The organism is Lancefieldella sp. Marseille-Q7238 (assembly GCF_949152215.1).
In the GTDB taxonomy this organism is placed as follows: Bacteria; Actinomycetota; Coriobacteriia; order Coriobacteriales; family Atopobiaceae; genus Lancefieldella.
In genome coordinates this window covers 1,207,402-1,225,041 of the sequence record NZ_OX424407.1, presented here as the reverse complement: position 1 = coordinate 1,225,041, position 17,640 = coordinate 1,207,402, and the positions used below count along the sequence as shown (strand labels likewise).

The 17,640-nt window shown below is 51.3% G+C and carries 18 protein-coding genes and 1 tRNA gene; 7 read left to right on the top strand and 12 right to left on the bottom strand.

The window, feature by feature from the left end; translation table 11 throughout:
• Positions 1-104 precede the first annotated feature (104 nt).
• The 3 genes from QM016_RS05585 to QM016_RS05575 form a co-directional block, all read right to left on the bottom strand.
• Positions 105-1,196, bottom strand: coding sequence for a BMP family ABC transporter substrate-binding protein (locus tag QM016_RS05585; protein ID WP_282710778.1), 1,092 nt, complete (start codon positions 1,194-1,196; stop codon positions 105-107).
• 182 nt (positions 1,197-1,378) lie between these two features.
• Entirely contained in the window at positions 1,379-2,104 is a 726-nt protein-coding gene (gene deoD, locus QM016_RS05580; RefSeq protein ID WP_282710773.1) for a purine-nucleoside phosphorylase, read from the bottom strand.
• On the bottom strand, positions 2,105-3,295 hold the full coding sequence (locus QM016_RS05575) for a phosphopentomutase (RefSeq protein WP_282710768.1): 1,191 nt from the start codon (positions 3,293-3,295) through the stop codon (positions 2,105-2,107). It abuts the gene before it with no gap.
• A gap of 320 nt (positions 3,296-3,615) precedes the next feature.
• Between QM016_RS05575 and QM016_RS05570 the strand changes: the two genes are divergently transcribed.
• Together QM016_RS05570 and QM016_RS05565 are read left to right on the top strand one after the other, a co-directional pair.
• A complete protein-coding gene (locus QM016_RS05570; RefSeq protein ID WP_282710763.1) occupies positions 3,616-4,707 on the top strand; it encodes a PfkB family carbohydrate kinase in 1,092 nt (363 codons plus the stop codon).
• 103 nt (positions 4,708-4,810) lie between these two features.
• Positions 4,811-5,740: a pseudouridine-5'-phosphate glycosidase gene (locus tag QM016_RS05565; protein WP_016477500.1), complete on the top strand. Its 930-nt coding sequence runs from the start codon at positions 4,811-4,813 to the stop codon at positions 5,738-5,740.
• 522 nt (positions 5,741-6,262) lie between these two features.
• On the opposite strand, the gene deoC is transcribed toward QM016_RS05565, so the two are convergent.
• Positions 6,263-6,904: a deoxyribose-phosphate aldolase gene (gene deoC, locus QM016_RS05560; RefSeq protein ID WP_282710755.1), complete on the bottom strand. Its 642-nt coding sequence runs from the start codon at positions 6,902-6,904 to the stop codon at positions 6,263-6,265.
• Positions 6,905-7,160: 256 nt separating this feature from the next.
• Positions 7,161-8,375, bottom strand: coding sequence for an iron-containing alcohol dehydrogenase (locus tag QM016_RS05555; RefSeq protein ID WP_282710750.1), 1,215 nt, complete (start codon positions 8,373-8,375; stop codon positions 7,161-7,163).
• 392 nt (positions 8,376-8,767) lie between these two features.
• On the opposite strand from QM016_RS05555, the gene QM016_RS05550 reads away from it, so the two are divergent.
• From QM016_RS05550 to QM016_RS05535, 4 genes are all read left to right on the top strand, one after another.
• Positions 8,768-9,826 (top strand): hypothetical protein, encoded by a 1,059-nt coding sequence (locus QM016_RS05550; protein WP_282710736.1) that lies wholly within the window; start codon positions 8,768-8,770, stop codon positions 9,824-9,826.
• On the top strand, positions 9,823-10,827 hold the full coding sequence (locus QM016_RS05545) for a hypothetical protein (protein WP_282710730.1): 1,005 nt from the start codon (positions 9,823-9,825) through the stop codon (positions 10,825-10,827). Before QM016_RS05550 ends, QM016_RS05545 begins: the two co-directional genes overlap by 4 nt.
• Before the next feature lie 54 nt (positions 10,828-10,881).
• Positions 10,882-10,956 (top strand) — tRNA-Glu (locus QM016_RS05540).
• Positions 10,957-11,103: 147 nt separating this feature from the next.
• Positions 11,104-11,376: a type II toxin-antitoxin system RelB/DinJ family antitoxin gene (locus tag QM016_RS05535; protein WP_282710726.1), complete on the top strand. Its 273-nt coding sequence runs from the start codon at positions 11,104-11,106 to the stop codon at positions 11,374-11,376.
• A 145-nt stretch (positions 11,377-11,521) separates the two neighbouring features.
• Here the strand turns inward: QM016_RS05535 and QM016_RS05530 are convergent, their stop codons facing one another.
• Positions 11,522-12,202, bottom strand: coding sequence for a transaldolase family protein (locus tag QM016_RS05530; protein ID WP_016477506.1), 681 nt, complete (start codon positions 12,200-12,202; stop codon positions 11,522-11,524).
• 138 nt (positions 12,203-12,340) lie between these two features.
• On the opposite strand from QM016_RS05530, the gene QM016_RS05525 reads away from it, so the two are divergent.
• Positions 12,341-12,484, top strand: coding sequence for a type II toxin-antitoxin system RelE/ParE family toxin (locus QM016_RS05525; RefSeq protein ID WP_349237902.1), 144 nt, complete (start codon positions 12,341-12,343; stop codon positions 12,482-12,484).
• Between the two features lie 101 nt (positions 12,485-12,585).
• Here QM016_RS05525 and QM016_RS05520 read toward each other — a convergent pair whose 3' ends face one another.
• From QM016_RS05520 to QM016_RS05495, 6 genes are all read right to left on the bottom strand, one after another.
• Positions 12,586-13,527 (bottom strand): transketolase family protein, encoded by a 942-nt coding sequence (locus QM016_RS05520; protein WP_282710709.1) that lies wholly within the window; start codon positions 13,525-13,527, stop codon positions 12,586-12,588.
• 2 nt (positions 13,528-13,529) lie between these two features.
• Positions 13,530-14,354: a transketolase gene (locus QM016_RS05515; protein ID WP_282710704.1), complete on the bottom strand. Its 825-nt coding sequence runs from the start codon at positions 14,352-14,354 to the stop codon at positions 13,530-13,532.
• Between the two features lie 22 nt (positions 14,355-14,376).
• Positions 14,377-14,661 (bottom strand): PTS sugar transporter subunit IIB, encoded by a 285-nt coding sequence (locus QM016_RS05510; RefSeq protein WP_016477509.1) that lies wholly within the window; start codon positions 14,659-14,661, stop codon positions 14,377-14,379.
• 140 nt (positions 14,662-14,801) lie between these two features.
• Complete coding sequence (locus QM016_RS05505; RefSeq protein WP_016477510.1) at positions 14,802-16,274, bottom strand: PTS ascorbate transporter subunit IIC; 1,473 nt, start codon at positions 16,272-16,274, stop codon at positions 14,802-14,804.
• A 111-nt stretch (positions 16,275-16,385) separates the two neighbouring features.
• On the bottom strand, positions 16,386-16,835 hold the full coding sequence (locus QM016_RS05500; RefSeq protein ID WP_282710685.1) for a PTS sugar transporter subunit IIA: 450 nt from the start codon (positions 16,833-16,835) through the stop codon (positions 16,386-16,388).
• A 152-nt stretch (positions 16,836-16,987) separates the two neighbouring features.
• Positions 16,988-17,629, bottom strand: coding sequence for a ketohydroxyglutarate aldolase (locus QM016_RS05495; RefSeq protein WP_282710683.1), 642 nt, complete (start codon positions 17,627-17,629; stop codon positions 16,988-16,990).
• Positions 17,630-17,640: the final 11 nt, after the last annotated feature.

Below are 17,640 nucleotides of genomic sequence, written 5' to 3'. Positions count from 1 at the left end.
CCACCAAGGGACCCGAGATGGGCCCCTTAGCTGTCGAAACAGTTCATTAAACGGCGAGAAGGACCTCAAGCCTCAGATCCTTCTCGCCGCATATACGTTTCTTCTTATGCGAGAGTCTTCTCGTACTTTTCCAGGTCGTCCTTGTTGGCGGGAGGAACAATGGAGCCAGCCTTAATCTTGTCGGCAGCGTCCATAGCGCCCTTGTAAACCTCATCGCCCATGAGCTTGTGGTCCTCAGGAATACCGACAGCGTCATCAGTGAAGCCCAGCTCAACGGTCTTACCGCCCTTGTCTCCGTCTTTCAGGATCTTCTTGGAGACGTCAACAACGGCCACGTTGACTTTCTTGAGCGCGGAAGTCAGGACGTTTTCAGGCGCCAGATACGCCTGGTCCTTGTCGACGCCGATGGCAAACTTGCCGGCGTCCTTAGCGGCCTCGATAACGCCCGTGCCAACGCCGCCAGCGGCGTGGAAGACAACGTCGCAGCCGTCAGAGAACATCTTAGCGGCGATAGACTTGCCCTTTGCAGCGTCAGTAAAGGAGTCAGCATACTGGGACTGAACCTCAACGTTCAGGCTCTGCTCTTTGTTCGCAAAGAGGACGCCGGCCCTGTAGCCATACTCAAACTGATCGATGATGGCAGACGTGATGCCGCCGACAAAGCCAACCTTACCCGTCTTGGTAGTACGAGCCGCAATGTAGCCTACGAGGAATGAAGGCTCTTGGGCACGGAAGGTAACGCCAGTCAGGTTAGCGATAGAGCTGTCGTCATTGCCGTTGTCAATAATGGCAAACTGAACGTCAGAATTCTTCTTCGCGGATTCAACGATAGCGTCTGCCATAGCAAAGCCAACGCCCCACACGAGCTGAGACTTATCGTCGACAGCCTTATCGAGGTTGGTAGCGTAGTCAGACTCCTGCTTTGACTCAAGATAGCTGACGTCCCAGCCCTCTTCCTTCTGGAGCTGCTGCATGCCCTCCCAGGCAAGCTGGTTGAAGGACTGGTCATTGACACCACCAGTATCGGTGACCATCTCAAGCTTAGCTTTGGACTTGGCCTGGTCGCCGCCGCCTGCGCCCTTCTTGGTGTCGTCTTTCTTTGAGCCGCCGCAAGCCGTAAGACCTGCGAGAATAGCCATTGCGCCGGCACCAGCGGCACCGGTGACAAAGCCACGACGTGAAACAGAATTGCTCATCGGACTCTCCTTACGTTTGTCCACCCCCGCGTGTGCCGGGGTCTCTTGAGGGAACCATTTTTTCCCTCACTATTACCTGCGAAGTCGCCCGAATAGCATCCTTCGCATGGCTCCAAATCATAAGGCGAGAAGCACAAATCCTCCCAAACGCCTGGGACTCTGTGGGCTTCTCGCCAACAAACCTACTGCGACTCAGGAAGCGTCAGTGAAAGCGCCACTTCCATCATCTGCGTGAAACTCGTTTGACGTTCTTCCGCCGGAAGAGACTCTCCCGCCAGAGGAAGGTCTGATATGGTCAACAAGCAAAGCGCGTGCTTCTTGGCGTACGCGGCATTGAGATAGAGGGCTGCGGACTCCATCTCGACAGCAAGCACGCCCATGGATGCCCAGCGAGAAAGCGCTGTTTCATCGGCTCCATAAAATGTATCGCTGGCAAGGACGTTACCCACACGCACGGGATAACCAAGGTTTTCAGCGCCGTTCACCGCGCGACGAAGCAGACCGTAGTCGGCGATTGGCGCATAGGTTCCCGGCAGGTTGAACTGGGACGCGTAGTTTGAGTCGGTGCAGGCACCCATGCCTACCACGATATCGCGCAACTTGACGCCATCTGCAAGCCCGCCCGCAGAACCGATGCGAATAATGTTATCGACGTCGTAAAAGTTGAAAAGCTCATACGAGTAAATGCCGATGGAAGGCATACCCATACCAGAACCCATAACGGAGACGGGATTTCCCTGGTAGGTGCCGGTATAGCCAAACATATTGCGCACGGTATTGAACTGCTCAACGTTCTCGAGGTACTTCTCAGCAAGCAACTTGGCTCGAAGCGGATCGCCCGGCATCAGAACGGTCTTTGCAATCTGACCTTCAAGGGCGGCGTTATGCGGTGTAGGAGTTGCAGGCATTTAATCCTCCTTCAGGATTTCGGAAACGTGCGACGTGCCCACACCCAGCTGAGGAGCGCCCAGATACGCGAGGACTGTTTCGGCAAGATCCGCAAATGTCGGAAGCGTGTGAAGATTGGTGCCGGCTTTGACGCGCGGGCCGTATATCAGCCAGGGTACGTATTCGCGCGAGTGGTCGGTGGAAGGCGTAACGGGATCACAGCCATGGTCAGCCGTAATCATAAGCAGGTCGTCTTTGCCGAGACCCGCGGTGAGCTCGGGAAGTTTCTCGTCAAAGTACGAAAGCGCCTTAGCGTAGCCGTTCACGTCATTACGGTGCCCGTAAATCATGTCTGTGTCAACCAGATTAGTAAAGCACAGGCCATGGAAATCCTTATGCGTTGCTTCGATGGTGCGCTCGATACCCTCGGGATTACCTGAGGTAAACACATGATCGGTTGTTCCACGATGCGCGAAGATATCGTAAATCTTGCCGATTGAAAGCACGTCAAAACCGTTTTCTTTCAGCTGATCCAGCATGGTGGTACCTGTCGGCTCCAGCGAGAAGTCATGGCGGCGAGGCGTGCGCGTATACGGCCACTCCCCCTCAAAAGGACGGGCGATGACACGAGCAACGCCATGATCTCCCTGAAGAATAGCACGGGCGATACGGCAGTAGTCATAGAGCGTCTCAACGGGAACAACGTCCTCGTGAGCGGCAATTTGGAAAACGGAATCAGCCGAGGTATAGACAATCAGCGCTCCCGTTTCAACCATTTCTTTACCGAAGTCCTTAATAACCTCTGTTCCGGAATACGGTTTGTTACAGATGACCTTGCGGCCGGTCTGACGCTCAAACTCCTCAATAATTTCCTGAGGAAACCCGTCCGGGTATGTGGGAAAACGACGCGGCGAGATAACGCCGGCCATCTCCCAATGACCTACGGTAGTATCTTTGCCCGCTGAGCGTTCCTGCATGCGAGCAAAGGCTCCTTCGGGATGTTCAACAGGAGCTAAATCAGTTTTATATACGGAGTCAAGAGCGCCATCAATATTAAGAAGCCCCATGCGAGCCATGTTGGGAATATGTAAATAAGGGCTGGTTCCGCAGGCGCAAAGGGTATTGCTGCCTTCATCTCCATATTCTGGTGCATCGGGTTCTTCACCGATGCCGAAACTGTCAAGAACAACGACAAACACGCGTTTTGCCATGAATCCTCCATCCTGCAGGCATTTCCAGGTGCTGTGACTAAGAAACGTCTATACATAAAATTACACTTTTTTATTTTATTACACTCTTTGTCAATCAAGCGATTTTTATAGAGCGCCTACCGATTGCGGCGCTAGAATTCTGCAAACGGTAATAAAGAAGTGCTTAGGAAAAAATGAGTAACTCCCTAAAAAGGAACGAAACTAGTAATTAACACTACCTTACTCAAAAAAGTTCAACATTTACGGGTGCAATTCTCGCCCGTTACAGTAAACTGAATCGTGTAGATTTTGTTCATTTCGATTAGAAAGCAGTAGAGTAGATGTTTACGCTTACAGAACGAGAGCAGCAGATTTTTAACTGGCTCAAAGAGCAGCCTTCTATTACACAAAAGGAAATTGCGGAACGCGCGGGCATTTCACGATCCTCAGTTTCTGTACATATTAGTAATCTTACCAGCAAGGGAGCAGTCCTCGGACGTCGCTACATTCTCAGCGAGACGCCTTATGTCGTAGTCATTGGCGGCGCCAACATAGACATTGCCGGCGTTCCCGATGAAAAGCTCGTCCCCGCAGACTCCAACCCCGGCACTGTCAGCCTGTCTCCCGGCGGAGTCGGACGTAATATTGCACACAATCTCGCTCTTCTCGGCTCTGAAGTTCGCCTGCTCACCGCATTTGGTCAGGACACAAACGCCCAGGAGCTCAAAGATTCCTGCTGTGCCGCCAATGTCAACCTTGATCCCTCGATAATCGTTCCCGACGAGCCAACTCCCACCTATCTCTTCATCATGAATGAGCACGGCGAGATGCAGCTGGCCATTTCAAACATGGACATTTACCAGCACTTGACCCCCGAGCGCATGGAAGAGCGCATGGATATCATCGATCATGCCGCGGCAGTAGTTGTTGACACTAACCTTCCCGACAAGACCCTTCGCTATCTTGCCGAAAGTCTCCACGCACCCATTTTCTGCGACCCTGTTTCGACTAAGAAGGCTCTCAAGGTTCGTCATCTCCTCGGTCGTTTCCACACGCTCAAGCCCAACCGGCTCGAAGCGGAAGTTCTTTCTGGCATCACTATCCACGACGATGCTTCGCTTGAAGCCGCTGCAAAAGAACTCTTAGATACTGGACTTGAGCGCATCTTCATTTCTCTTGGCACCGATGGCCTTTACTGCGCTGAGCGGGGTGGCGAAGCCTGCAAGCTGCCAATGATAGAGGCGCATACCGCCAGCATGACTGGCGCCGGAGATGCTATGCTCGCAGCAATCACCTGGGCTTATACGCAAAACATGGATCTTGTACAATCCGGACGCGCGGGCTTGGCTGCTTCCGCCATCGCCTCCGAGAGCTTCTCCACTATCAACCCCAACCTTACGCTGCGCAACGTGATGGATCGAGCAAACCTCTAAACGCCCCGTAAAATCTCTAAGCGCTCCGTAAGACCTGTAAGCACCTTGTAAGAAACTGCAAAAGAAGCAACGATTACGCTCAAGAATTACGTAAGGAACTTGTATGTCTCAACTGAATGACTTTCTTGATATCTCACCTGAGGTAGCTGACGCGCTTGCGGCGCAGAAACCCGTTGTCGCGCTTGAGTCAACCATCATCTCCCACGGGATGCCGTATCCGCAAAACGTCGAGACCGCCCTCAAGGTCGAGCAAATCATTCGCGACAACGGCGCCATTCCGGCCACCATTGCCATTATCAACGGCCGTCTGCGCGCCGGCCTTTCTCCCGACGAGATTGACTATCTCGGTAAAAAGGGAAGAGAGGTCGCCAAGGTAAGCCGTCGCGATTTGCCAGTTATCGTTGCCGAGAAGGGCGACGGCGCCACCACCGTTACCACCACCATGATCATTGCTCATATGGCTGGCATCGAGGTTTTCGCAACCGGCGGGCTGGGCGGCGTTCATCGCGGCGCTGAAACAACCATGGACATCTCCGCTGACCTTGAGGAGCTCGCACAAACGCCCGTCATGGTCATCTGCGCAGGCGCAAAGTCTATCCTTGATCTTGGACTAACGCTTGAGTACCTGGAGACCAAGGGTGTTCCCGTTCTTGGCTATCAAACCGATGAGCTCCCTGCGTTCTATACGCGCAAGAGTGGATTTGGGGTCGACCGTCGTGTTGATTCACCAGAAGAGCTTGCTCGAATTTTCCACGTCAAGCGTGAACTGGGCCTTAAGGGCGGCATGCTCGTTGGAAATCCCATTCCCGAGGAGTATTCAATGGACAAGGCAGTCATTGACGCTGCCATTGAACAGGCCTTGGCCGAAGCGGCCCAACAGGGCATCCACGGCAAAGAGACGACGCCGTTCTTGCTTGCCAAAGTTTCTGAAATTACCGGCGGAGATTCGCTTGAGGCCAATATCCAGCTGGTCTTTAACAACGTTGCCCTAGGCGCAAAGACTGCCGCTCAGCTTTGTAAACTTAAGGGCTAGTTTCATTGTTCGTTGGACGGGTATTGGGTGTCCGTTGGCGGGGTGTTGGGTGTTGGTTGGTTGTCCGTTGACCGACCCACCGCCAGCCGGCTCATTCCAAAAAAGTGCATGAGTTGTGATATGAAAACTCCTAAAAAAGGCATCAGTTGTGATAAATCCCCTAAAAATGCCATGAGTTGTGAAGTATTTTTATCACAACTATGGCACTTTTTTGGAAAAGGGCGAGAAGGGTTGCGTGGGCTTCTCGCAATATGCTTCGCGTATACTTCTCGCGATACGTTTCGCAGTACTTCCTACGACAGTACGTTTCGTAGGACTCTCTCGCTTTTCAGACTGAAAAGATAGTGGCTCCCAAACAGATTATGCTCAAAACAAACTTTGGAGCAGATTGAAGAAATCCGCCCCAAAGTTAAATCTATCTGCAGTTCGTAGCCGGTAAGTCTATGCCTGCGGCTCGTGGCCTGTGACCTGTGGTCTGTGACACGTAGTCTGCAGCCTGTAAACTACAAGCCGTGGGCCGACTTACTCGCTGACGATTGCGATACCGCTTGAAACGCCCAAGCGATCGGCCCCTGCCTCAACCATCGCAAGCGCCTCGTCTTTGGTGTGAATGCCTCCAGCAGCTTTAACGTAGCACTTGTCGCCCACGGTTTTGCGCATAAGCTCAACGTCGTGAACGGTCGCACCGCCCGTGCTAAAGCCCGTGCTGGTTTTGACAAACGCCGCGCCTGCCTTAAGGCAATCCTCACAAGCGCGAACGATTTGCTCGTCATTCAAAAGGCAGCACTCAAGAATGACCTTAACGGGAACGGTGCCTGCAGCTTCAACAACGGCCTTTATATCAGCAATAACATAGTCGTCATCGCCGGCAACGAGGTGTCCGCCGTTAATGACCATGTCAATCTCGGTTGTTCCGTCTGCAACAGCCTGTTTTGCCTCCGCGACCTTTGCTTCTGTCGAGCATGCCCCCAGAGGAAACCCAATGCAGGTAGTAATTCCCACGCTGGAACCCTCGAGCTCCTTGTGAGCAAGCGTTGTCCAGCAGCTGTTAATAGCCACAGTCTTGAAGTGGTACTCCCGAGCTTCCGCGCACAACTTCTTGATGTCTTCGGCTGTCGCGTTCTGCTTCAGATTTGTGTGATCGATAAGGCCGTTAAGCTCCATGTTTCCTCCTGCTTGTGGGACTTGGTTCTTTCAACGTACAACGTACATGCAATATGCAATACCTTACTAGTTTAGTTCCACTCATAAAAACGTTCATTCTTTCTTCGGCAAACGAGCACGAGGTGGCGGTAAACAGCAGTAAACAGCCTCAAGCAACTCCAAACAACTCGCGACAAGAGAAAACCCGGCGCCGAAACGACACCGGGCTCACACTTACATGACGCGTTATGCGCGAAATACGCTCTGTGAAGCAATCTTAGAACTCAACAGGCAGGTCATAGTAGACGCACTTGAGCAGCTGCTCCATCTCTTCCTGCGTAGGCTTACGCGGGTTGGAAAGGGTGCAAGCATCCTCGATAGCAAGGCATGCAACCTCGGGAGCCTTCTCGAAGAACTCCTTCTCATCAATGATAGAGGTATCAGACTTAGTGCCGCCCTCGCCGTAATTCTTAATGCCCTGTGGAACGTCCAAAGAATCGTTGATGTCGCGGATCTTCTGGACCAACGCAGCTACGAGCTCGTCCTCAGTCTCGCCCTCAAGATGCAAAATCTCCTTGGCAATGTAAGCATAACGAGTCTTAGCGCGGGCATCGCGAGCATTGAACTGGATAACCTTGCCAAGATACATGGCATTGGCGCAACCGTGGATGATGTGTCCACCGGAGAACGCTGCGCCAGTTTTGTGAGCCATGGAGTGAACGATGCCCAAAAGGCCTGAGGAGAATGCAATGCCGGCGATACACTGTGCTTCATGCATGTGCTGACGTGCTTCTTTGTCGCCCTTGTAGGACTGAGGCAGCCACTCGACAATCTCGCGGATGGCGTGCAGAGCGTCTGCATCGGTAAACATAGAAGCTGCAGTGGAGACATATGCCTCAATTGCGTGGGTCAGTGCGTCCATACCGGTATGAGCAACAAGCTTCACGGGCATGCCATAGGTAAGCTCGGGGTCAACAATGGCGACGTCAGGGGTAATCTGGAAGTCAGCAATTGGGTACTTAACGCCCTTCTGATAGTCGGTAATAATCGAGAAGGCCGTAACCTCGGTTGCGGTGCCGGAGGTGGAAGAAATAGCGCAGAAGTGAGCCTTGGTGCGAAGCTCAGGAAGGCCAAAGACCTTGCACATATCCTCAAAGGTTGTCTCAGGATACTCATACTTAATCCACATTGCCTTCGCGGCGTCAATTGGCGAGCCACCTCCGATGGCAATAATCCAGTCAGGCTGGAACTCAGACATCTGAGCTGCGCCCTTCATAACCGTCTCAACGGACGGGTCAGACTCGACGCCCTCAATGTGAGCAACCTCAAAGCCTGCGGACTTCAGGTCGTTCTCGACGTCACCCAGGAAGCCGCCACGACGCATCGAGCTGCCACCGGAGACGATAATTGCCCTCTTGCCTGTAAGGTTTTTGACCTCGTGGCGTGCGCCCTCACCAAAGTACAGGTCGCGCGGGTTCGTAAAACGTCCCATATCATTTCCTCTCTCTATTTTTCCACCATACATGGTGGGTACAACGAGGACCCACTTCCCCGTCTTGCGTCATTTGACACTAGTGTGTAATCTAGCACATTTTGCGCCAGATGTTAACGTTACTATATCGACAATACGGGCTGTTTTCACTTTTACGGTTATCAAATTATTTATCGGCACACTTGTACCAGCACATTCTCTGAGTAAGACTACAGCAAGGGCGCAGCGAGAATGTAGCGAGAACCTAGAGATACCGTGACACGACGAGAATGTAGCGATAACGTGGCGAGAAAAACGCGCCACATGACATGTTCTTCTATTCCCTGAACTACGAGTGGTCTACCATAGAGATACGACCAGAGAGACAGAGAGTCTCATTCGGAGGAGAACGCGTGGCATTTGATCCAAAAAAGGAAGACTTTGATCGCCTTTTTGTCCAACACTTGATTGACATGGGCGCTGCCGAGCCTCCTGAGCCGCATGCCTTTGAAGTCTTTATCGAGCGTTTTTCAAACCACGCCGACACGCTGCTTGACTCTGATGAAAACCGCGCCTTCCACCTTATGTCGCAGGCCGTTGAAAAAATCGACTACCTACTCCCGGGCGCCGACATCTCCGGAGGAGAAAGGCTCATCCAAGATGGAAAACGCCTTTTGAAAGACGCTTGCTCTCTTGACCCAAACTGCTTTGACGCCCTCCGTATCCAGCAATCCATGAGCTGCAGCATGCTTGAGGAAAGCTATTCGTATCTTGCGGAGCTTGAGGAGGAAGTTTTCCGGGCTTGCACAGAGAAAGCTGCCGCAGCTTCACAAAACGTTCCGAAAGAGTTCGAGGAAGCCGTCACTGAACTTGCCATGCGGCCCTATCATCGCTGGCTTGCAGCGCTTGCCTCCCGAGCACTCATTGCCGGTCGTAATAAGGCGGCCATTGCATACGGACAGAAGCTCTTTTCGCTTGATCCTTATGATTTTGGAAACGTTCGATTCACGCTTGCACTGGCCTACGCAAAACTGGAAGACCAGCATGGACTCGTAAAGCTCCAAAACCAATATGTAACCGTCAAGCCGGCGCGTCCTTCTGATGATGCCTGGATGACGCTTTCCCGGATAGCCCTCGCCTTTAAGGAAAATGATCTCGCTTCCGCTTCTGCCCTTGTATCCAAGCTGCTCGAACGGTATGCCACAGGTGCGCTTACCCTCTTTGTCCAGCGGAATATCCCCGAAGGCGAGTATGCGCGTCTTAACGTTGAACCTTACTCGGAAGACGAACTTATCCTCGCGGTTTCCGAAGCGGCCGTGCTGCTTCAGGAAGGCAACGATTTCACCGGTCGCGGCGTTTTTGGCCGCTGGCTTGGCACCGAGATTCAAAAGCGCTACCCCGATTTCACCGATGATTTCGAAGAAGAGCTGCTGCACTTTATACATCAGGACCTTGAGGACAACCTGTCATGAACCGCACTGAAACAAGTCTTACTGAAGAATTGATCCAGCGCTGCGCTCTCAAGCGGAACGCCTCCATAGGTCCTCTGTCTGACGCCGCTTATCGTGAACTTTTGTTGGCAGTACATTCCGATCCCAAAACATACGCTGAAGAAACGGGAGAACTCTCCTTCTATTACCTCGCTCAAGCGGTGCAGCTGTATGTTGACGCGCAAAACAATGACGAGGCATACAACGATGAAGAGTTCATGGCCACCCGCACCGAGCGCATCAAAAAACTCTGGGACTCCTTGGCAAGCATTCGCGAGAAGTACGGCGAAACCACGGATCTCCTTCGGATTAAAGCCCTCCTTGATGGGTCCGACCATGAACATACGCTCCAGACCCTGCTGCATCTTCAGCAAGGCGCCCGAGAAGAAATCCGTGCCACCGACTTGCTGTCACGACCGGATACCTCGGATATGTGGGGCAATGTTTTTGCACGCCCCTATCTCAGATTGCACGCCGCCATTGCACGAGAGTACCTTGACACTGCTCGCTTCAGGCTCTCGCAAGCAACCTGTGAACAACTTCTCAAAGACTCCCCTTCCGACCAGGTCGGAGCTCGGCTTACCTTAGCGCTTGTCTATGCTCGCCTTGAAGATGAGAATGCACTTAACAGACTTGACAAAACATACAATCCTCACAGCAACGCATGGTCTGAGCTCGCGCGCGCCATTTTGCTCTTCAAGCTTTCACGTCTCAGCTCTGCGCGCAGAGCCCTCAAGAGTTACCAGATGAATACCGAAGGCGGCGCCTTCGCCCTCCTCCATCCTACTTTCGTTGATGTGTATATTCCCGACAGGCCGAAGGCAGCAGCAGGGAGCTTTGAAGAGGCCCTTCTCGCCATTCACGAAGCGGAGCCGATTATCGTCGACTCTCCCGATTTTGTGGGGTGGGCAGAGCAAATTCCCGACTTCTCGGCAGCTTCAGACAGCTACGCTGAAGCAAATGGATTTGATTTGAACGAATAAATAGCTAAAACCTCGACGTGACTTTGGCCAACGTTTGCTATACTCTTTCCTTGCGTCCCCATCGTCTAAAGGTTAGGACATCGCCCTTTCAAGGCGGCAATGCGAGTTCGATTCTCGCTGGGGGCACCATATGACAGAAAAAGCCGCCGGGCTCACTATGCGCCCGACGGCTTTATTTTTAACAAAACTACAGTACTTGAATGCACAAGACAGCTACAAATAATTGACAATGTAAACCATACACATTACATTGTTTATTGAAAGGTGGTGGCATTTATGGCAACTGTACCAACTCAAATTCGGATTGATGAAACCGTAAAAACCCAGGCAACTTTATTGTTTAATGACTTGGGAATGGACATGTCTAGCGCAGTCAATATTTTTCTTCGCCAATGTCTATTGCGCGGTGGTCTTCCCTTCGCGGTTGAAGATCCCAATTACAGTCAGAAGACCCTGAAAGCTATGGCAGAAGCTAAACGAATTTCTCGTGATGAAGCGGTCGCCTCTTATGACAATCTGACAGATTTGAAGAGAGCTTTGGAAGCTTAGATGTATCGGGTCAAGTTCACTTCTGCTTTTAAAAAGAGCTATAAGCGACTCGCAAACTCATCCCTGAATGAAAGTAATAGCAGGCCCCAAGGAAGCCCAGGACCTGCTATATCATGCCACTTGCCAATACTTCTCTCGTATTAGTCTACAGTGCCTTGACCTTCTCCCAATCCGCCTTAAAACTAGCGAGCCCCTTCTCAGTGAGCGGATGCTGCACGCACTTCTTAAGCGCGGCAAAGGGAACGGTTGCGATATCAGCACCGAGGCGAGCTGCCTGAGTTACATGATGGGGCGTACGAATAGAGGCGGAAATAATCTCAACCTGATCATCCACATTCTTACCCGACCAGTCGTAATTTTGAATAACCTCAACCACATCAGCAAGTTGTGCGACACCGTCTTCTCCGATGTCGTCAAAGCGACCAAGGAACGGCGACACATAGCGAGCTCCCGCGTTTGCGGCGAGAAGTGCCTGTGGAGCGGAAAAGATAAGCGTCATGTTTATGCGGACGCCCTCTGCCGCGAGGGTGTGAGTAGCGGCGAGCGCTTCAGGACAAATGGGAAGCTTTACCACAATGTTAGGCGCCAGAGAGGCCAGATGGCGACCTTCGGCAATCATGTCCTCCGCGGTTTCCGCTGTTGACTCAGCAGAAACGGGAAGGCCTTCGCAAAGTTTGGCAATTTTTACCATATGAGGTTCAAAATCTTCGAGCTTGCCCCCTGTTTTTGCATAAAGTGTAGGGTTCGTAGTAACCCCTGCAAGGCATCCCCAGCTCTTCGCTTCGGCAATCTCGTCAAGATTGGCCGTATCGATAAAAAATTTCATTTTCGCTCCCTTCCTTCTTACCTCTGTTGTCTTGGTCTATCTGCAGGTAACTGCAGAACATACTCGTATTCTCATGATACATGACCTACTTGGAAAGCGCCTCAAAAATACGTAAAGTCGCGCCCTTGAGACGCTAGTATTCAACGTATTGACGCAACGGTCAGAAGTGGTCAGTGGCGATACAGAATAGGTGATTATCGCCTTATCTGTTACATTGAGGACGCTCAACTCATAATTTTGGCTCTGACAATCGGGCACCGGCGAAATGCGTACGAAAAATAGAACAAGCATCAAAACGCATAACAGCAAGTGCACTTGTAGCTAGCGCACTTGCTGTTTTTGATTGACCTGAACTGACCTGCGATTCACGGACGCTGTAAGCGTTACTTGCAGAATTCCTGCACTTTTGCCAAAACACTTGCTTTATCAAGGCCGTACTTTGCGAGCACCTCAAGAGCAGGACCGGACTCACCAAACGTGTCCTCAACGCCGATGACTTTCACGGGTACGGGAGCATGCTCGGAAAGCGCCTTACATACCGCACTTCCCAAACCACCAATAACGGAATGTTCCTCAACCGTCACGACCCTGCCCGTCTTTTGTGCGGACGTAACGAGAAGATCGACATCAATCGGCTTAATCGTGTGAATATTGATGACCTCAGCACTTATCCCCACGCGCGAAAGCTCCTCAGCAACTTCCAAAACGGTACCAACCATGAGACCGGTTGCAACGAGAGTAACGTCGGTTCCCTCGCGAAGCACGATACCCTTACCCACCTCAAACGTATAATCAGGACGATCGTTGATGACAGGAACCGGGAGACGTCCAAAACGCATGTACACAGGGCCGTCGATTTCATACGCAGCATGAACGGCTGCTTCCGCTTCAATGGCATCAGAAGGACTGATGACCGTCATACCGGGAATGGTGCTCATCACGGCGAAATCCTCATTGCACTGATGTGTGGCTCCATCTTCGCCCACGGAAAGGCCACCGTGCGTGGCGCCAATCTTAACGTTCAGGTGAGGATAGCCAACGGAATTTCTGATTTGCTCAAAAGCCCGACCCGACGCAAACATGGCAAACGAAGTAGCAAAGACCGTACGACCGGTAGCGGCAACACCTGCGGCCATACCAATCATGTTGGCCTCGGCAATGCCGCAGTCAATAAAGCGCTCCGGATATGCTTCGCCAAACTTACCTGAACGCGTAGCTTCTGCAAGGTCAGCATCGAACACGAGAAGATCGTCATGGTCACGGCCAAGTTCTACAAGAGCCTTGCCGTACGCGTCACGCGTAGCGATTTTTTTGACTTCTGCCATGGTTACTCGGCCTCCTTCTCAAGTTCAGCCATCCCTTGGGCAAACTGCTCATCATTTGGTGCTTTGCCGTGCCAGCCAACCTGGCCTTCCATAAATGAAACACCCTTGCCCTTAATCGTATGAGCAACGATTACGCTTGGCTGACCCTTTGTGGCGCGAGCCTCACCGAAAGCCGCACGCAACTGATCAAAGTTACTGCCATCGGCAACCTCAATAACATGGAACTTGAATGCTCGGAACTTCTCGCCAATAGGAAGCGGCGAGTTGATCTGTTCAAGTGTCCCGTCAAGCTGAAGTCCATTGTTGTCGATGATAAGTGTCAGATTGTCCAGCTTGTGATTGCCGGCAAACATCGCCGCTTCCCAAACCTGACCCTCTTCAATCTCACCATCACCGAGAAGCGCATACGTGCGGTATGCGTCCCCGAATTTCTTTGCGGCAAGCGCCATCCCGACTGCCGTTGAAACGCCCTGTCCGAGAGATCCGGTGCTCATATCAACACCCGGTGTGTCATTCATGTTGGGGTGACCCTGCAGACGAGTATTCAGATGACGGAACGTCTCCAGCTCTTCCTTGGGAAAAAACCCGCGTTCAGCAAGGACGCCGTACAATGCAGGGGTCACGTGACCCTTTGAAAGCACAAAGCGATCCCGCCCGACCTTGCGAGGCTCCAACGGATCCACGTTCATTTCTTCAAAATAGAGATAGGTCAGAACGTCAGCTGCGGAAAGCGAGCCGCCCGGATGACCTGACTTTGCAGCATGCGTTGCAACAAGGATATCCTTGCGAACTTCACGGGCAACATGTTCCAGTTCTTTATTGGTCATGATACCTCCGTATTCAAACGCACTATGCGTTGAACTTCTCGCTGAGCTTGCCCTTCAGCTCTTCCTTATCAAGGATGTTGTCGAGAACGACTTTTTCCTCATCGGGAATGCTTGCAATAAAATCGCCGAGATCGCGACCAACAATAAATAAATCGGCAGCTCCGGGCATGACGTCAGAGACAGTCGAATGCTCAACCTCAACGCCATCAACGCCAAGCTCTCTCAGAACGTCCTGAACGTTCATCTCGACCATAAGACTTGAGCCGAGGCCACTGCCGCAGCAGCAAAGAATTTTTTGAATCGCCATTGTATCCCCTTTGTTAGAAACGAAAAACGATACTTGCCTAAACCTACTCAGGGTTGAAAGCATTCGAACCGAAACTCTCTCAAACCTGGAAACTTGCTCAGGCCTGGCAGGCTTAAAACCCTACCAGGCCTAAGACACAGCTATTTTGTAGCCTTCTCGGATGCCTCGCGCTTAGGAGCGACAAGGTTGAAGATGATTGGAAGAAGGAAACACACAACGCAAATGCCCGTCAAGACAACACCCTGAACGTTAAGAGCAACGTTTCCAAAGATGAGCGCCATGACCGAGAAGTCGGCGTCGGAGAACGTCGCAGAAGTAAAGCCCATGCTGGTAAAGACCGGCATACAAAACGCCGGAAGGAAGGTAATGAGCAGGCCGTGTGCAAACGCGCCGGCGATGCAACCTTTCATGCCTCCTTCAGCATTACCAAAGACGCCAGCCGTCGCGCCGCAGAAGAAGTGAGGCACGACGCCCGGAAGAATAAGAGCAATGGGAACAAGACTGGCATTAATGACCCCAAGCAAAATCAAGCCAAGAATTCCTCCGACAAAGGAAGACAAAAAGCCGATAATAACGGCGTTGGGAGCATAGGTGAACGCGATAGGACAATCGAGCGCCGGCTTTGCACCGGGAACAAGCTTCTCAGCAATGCCCTTAAACGCAGGAACAATCTCGCCAATGATGAGACGGACGCCAGAGAGAATGATATAAACGCCACCTGCAAAGGAAAGTCCCCGCAGAAATGCCCAGACTACCCAGTTTGTAGTAGTTTCTGTACCGACGTTAAGCAAGTCGCCAAGGTGTTGGAAGCCGGCATAGGCGGGGTCAGAAGCAAAGTCAGCAGCGGAGATACCGGCAGGAACAACGCTTAAAAGACCGCGGCCCACAGCAACACCAGTAATGACAAGAAACATGATGATCATGGTAAGACCGATGGAAACCGTGTTATCACGCAAGAAAATAAGACGCTTGGAGAACTTGAGATTTTCGGTGCTGTTCTCTTTATCGGAAGCAAAGAGCTTTCCAACCATTCCGGCAAGCCAATAGCCAACGCCGCCAAAGTGTCCAAGAGCAACGGAATCGCTGCCGGTTACCTTACGCATGGTCGGCTGGCAATACGCTGGGGAGAGCACCATGATAAGGCCTAAAAGGCAAGCTCCGGCAATATAGAGCATCCAACCGGACAGACCACCGATATGCAAAATGATAGCGAGCATAGCTGCCATATAAAGCGTATGATGACCGGTCAGGAAGATGTAATGCATGCGGGAAAAGCGCGCAAGGACGATGTTGAGAACCATGCCAAGACACATAATGATTGCGGTAGCCTGTCCAAAGTCCTGAAGCGCCATTGAGACAACGGCCTCATTGTTGGGAACAACGCCCTGCATGTTAAAGGCATAATTAAAAATTTCACCAAACGCAAGAAGTGAACCGGACTGAAGGAAACTTGCTCCAGCAGAAAGAACCAAGAAACCAACTATGGTCTTCAAGGTACCCTTTACGAGTTCCTCAATTGGTTTCTTTTGAAGCACCAGACCGAGAAGAGCTACAAGACCAACAAGAATCGCAGGCGTTGACAGCACATTAACGACAAAATCTATAACTGGCATACTACGTACTCCTTCCAAGTATCTAATCGAACTCAAAATCTATTGCAAAAGGCCCGCACAACCTCTATGCACAAAACTACAGCTCACAAAGCGAGAGCTTATTCACATTGCTCATGCTTCGGACACCATGAGCTGATATGCCTCGTGCGCATTTTCCGCTTGAGCAAGAGCTTCAATATTTTTAGGATCTGATAGCAATGTGGCAAGCTCACGCATCACTTGTATATGCGAGTTCGAATCTTCAGCGGCAAGCGTCAGCAGTACGCTCGTAGGCGCCTGACCCTCTTTGAATACGGTGCCGGTGCGTAAAATGGTAAGCGCAAGCTGTTTTTTAATAACACCCTGTTCGGGACGGGCATGAAGTAATGCAAGATTTGGAACGAGAACAAAATACGGCCCGAGCTCATGAGCATTGGCGATGATACCGTCAATATAGCGTTCCTCAACATATCCCCCTTTTACCAAAGGGGTAACTGCAATACGAACAGCGTCTTCCCAGTCTTTTGCTGCATCAACGACCTGGACATTTTCCAATTTGAGCATATCCTTAATCTGGCTCATAGCACTTCTTTCACGTTGACTTGAAAGTACGTACGGGTTCATTCTATAGTTTTTTTATTAAAGCGTTAACAATTTATACAAAAAAGAAGCAAGCCGACCAAGAAGCGCATCAGGGTCGGCTTGCATATTCTGGCGATAAAGCTGGAGATTATTTATCTTTCAGAACGAACCTCATCGATGATGTGCCGAACTTCAGCAGCATTTTGTGCGATCTCATTTTTCGTTCCTTTTGTAAGCAAGCTCCCCATTCCGGCGCAATCAATGCCCTTTGAAATCCACTCAGAAAGGTTTGTCAGGTTGATACCGCCGGAAGCCATGAGTGGCATCCAAGGAGTCGGAGTCTTAAAAAGACCGACTAAATTCGAGCCATACACATTAGAAATTGGGAAGCATTTGATGAAAGCTGCGCCCATTTCAAGAGCATGGTTGGCCTCTGTCATAGTAGTGCACCCCGGTGCATACGGGATTTGATAGAGATTACATATACGGGCGACCTCATCTGAACCGCAATTGGCAACTATAAACTGAGCACCTGACATAATAGCGAGACGTGCTGTCGTTGCCTCCATAACCGTTCCGGCACCAACCAGCATATCGTCACCGAAACGCTCCTTAATACCAGTAATCACCTCGCCTGCATTGGGAAGCGTATAGCTTATCTCCATAGCCTTCACGCCACCTGCAAGCAAGCCTTCAGCAATCTCACAGCCACGTTCAATGGTGGGAACACGTACAACGGCAAAGGCGCAGGTATCGTAGAGTCTCTGCGTAACGTATGCTTTCTGCAACTTCATAATATGCCTCC

What these genes read in the sequence shown, in the direction of transcription:
- QM016_RS05585 (WP_282710778.1), bottom strand. Translation starts at nt 1,196, where the DNA reads ATGAGCAATTCTGTTTCACGTCGTGGCTTTGTCACCGGTGCCGCTGGT.
- deoD (WP_282710773.1), bottom strand. Translation starts at nt 2,104, where the DNA reads ATGCCTGCAACTCCTACACCGCATAACGCCGCCCTTGAAGGTCAGATT.
- QM016_RS05575 (WP_282710768.1), bottom strand. Translation starts at nt 3,295, where the DNA reads ATGGCAAAACGCGTGTTTGTCGTTGTTCTTGACAGTTTCGGCATCGGT.
- QM016_RS05570 (WP_282710763.1), top strand. Translation starts at nt 3,616, where the DNA reads ATGTTTACGCTTACAGAACGAGAGCAGCAGATTTTTAACTGGCTCAAA.
- QM016_RS05565 (WP_016477500.1), top strand. Translation starts at nt 4,811, where the DNA reads ATGTCTCAACTGAATGACTTTCTTGATATCTCACCTGAGGTAGCTGAC.
- deoC (WP_282710755.1), bottom strand. Translation starts at nt 6,904, where the DNA reads ATGGAGCTTAACGGCCTTATCGATCACACAAATCTGAAGCAGAACGCG.
- QM016_RS05555 (WP_282710750.1), bottom strand. Translation starts at nt 8,375, where the DNA reads ATGGGACGTTTTACGAACCCGCGCGACCTGTACTTTGGTGAGGGCGCA.
- QM016_RS05545 (WP_282710730.1), top strand. Translation starts at nt 9,823, where the DNA reads ATGAACCGCACTGAAACAAGTCTTACTGAAGAATTGATCCAGCGCTGC.
- QM016_RS05535 (WP_282710726.1), top strand. Translation starts at nt 11,104, where the DNA reads ATGGCAACTGTACCAACTCAAATTCGGATTGATGAAACCGTAAAAACC.
- QM016_RS05530 (WP_016477506.1), bottom strand. Translation starts at nt 12,202, where the DNA reads ATGAAATTTTTTATCGATACGGCCAATCTTGACGAGATTGCCGAAGCG.
- QM016_RS05520 (WP_282710709.1), bottom strand. Translation starts at nt 13,527, where the DNA reads ATGGCAGAAGTCAAAAAAATCGCTACGCGTGACGCGTACGGCAAGGCT.
- QM016_RS05515 (WP_282710704.1), bottom strand. Translation starts at nt 14,354, where the DNA reads ATGACCAATAAAGAACTGGAACATGTTGCCCGTGAAGTTCGCAAGGAT.
- QM016_RS05510 (WP_016477509.1), bottom strand. Translation starts at nt 14,661, where the DNA reads ATGGCGATTCAAAAAATTCTTTGCTGCTGCGGCAGTGGCCTCGGCTCA.
- QM016_RS05505 (WP_016477510.1), bottom strand. Translation starts at nt 16,274, where the DNA reads ATGCCAGTTATAGATTTTGTCGTTAATGTGCTGTCAACGCCTGCGATT.
- QM016_RS05500 (WP_282710685.1), bottom strand. Translation starts at nt 16,835, where the DNA reads ATGAGCCAGATTAAGGATATGCTCAAATTGGAAAATGTCCAGGTCGTT.
- QM016_RS05495 (WP_282710683.1), bottom strand. Translation starts at nt 17,629, where the DNA reads ATGAAGTTGCAGAAAGCATACGTTACGCAGAGACTCTACGATACCTGC.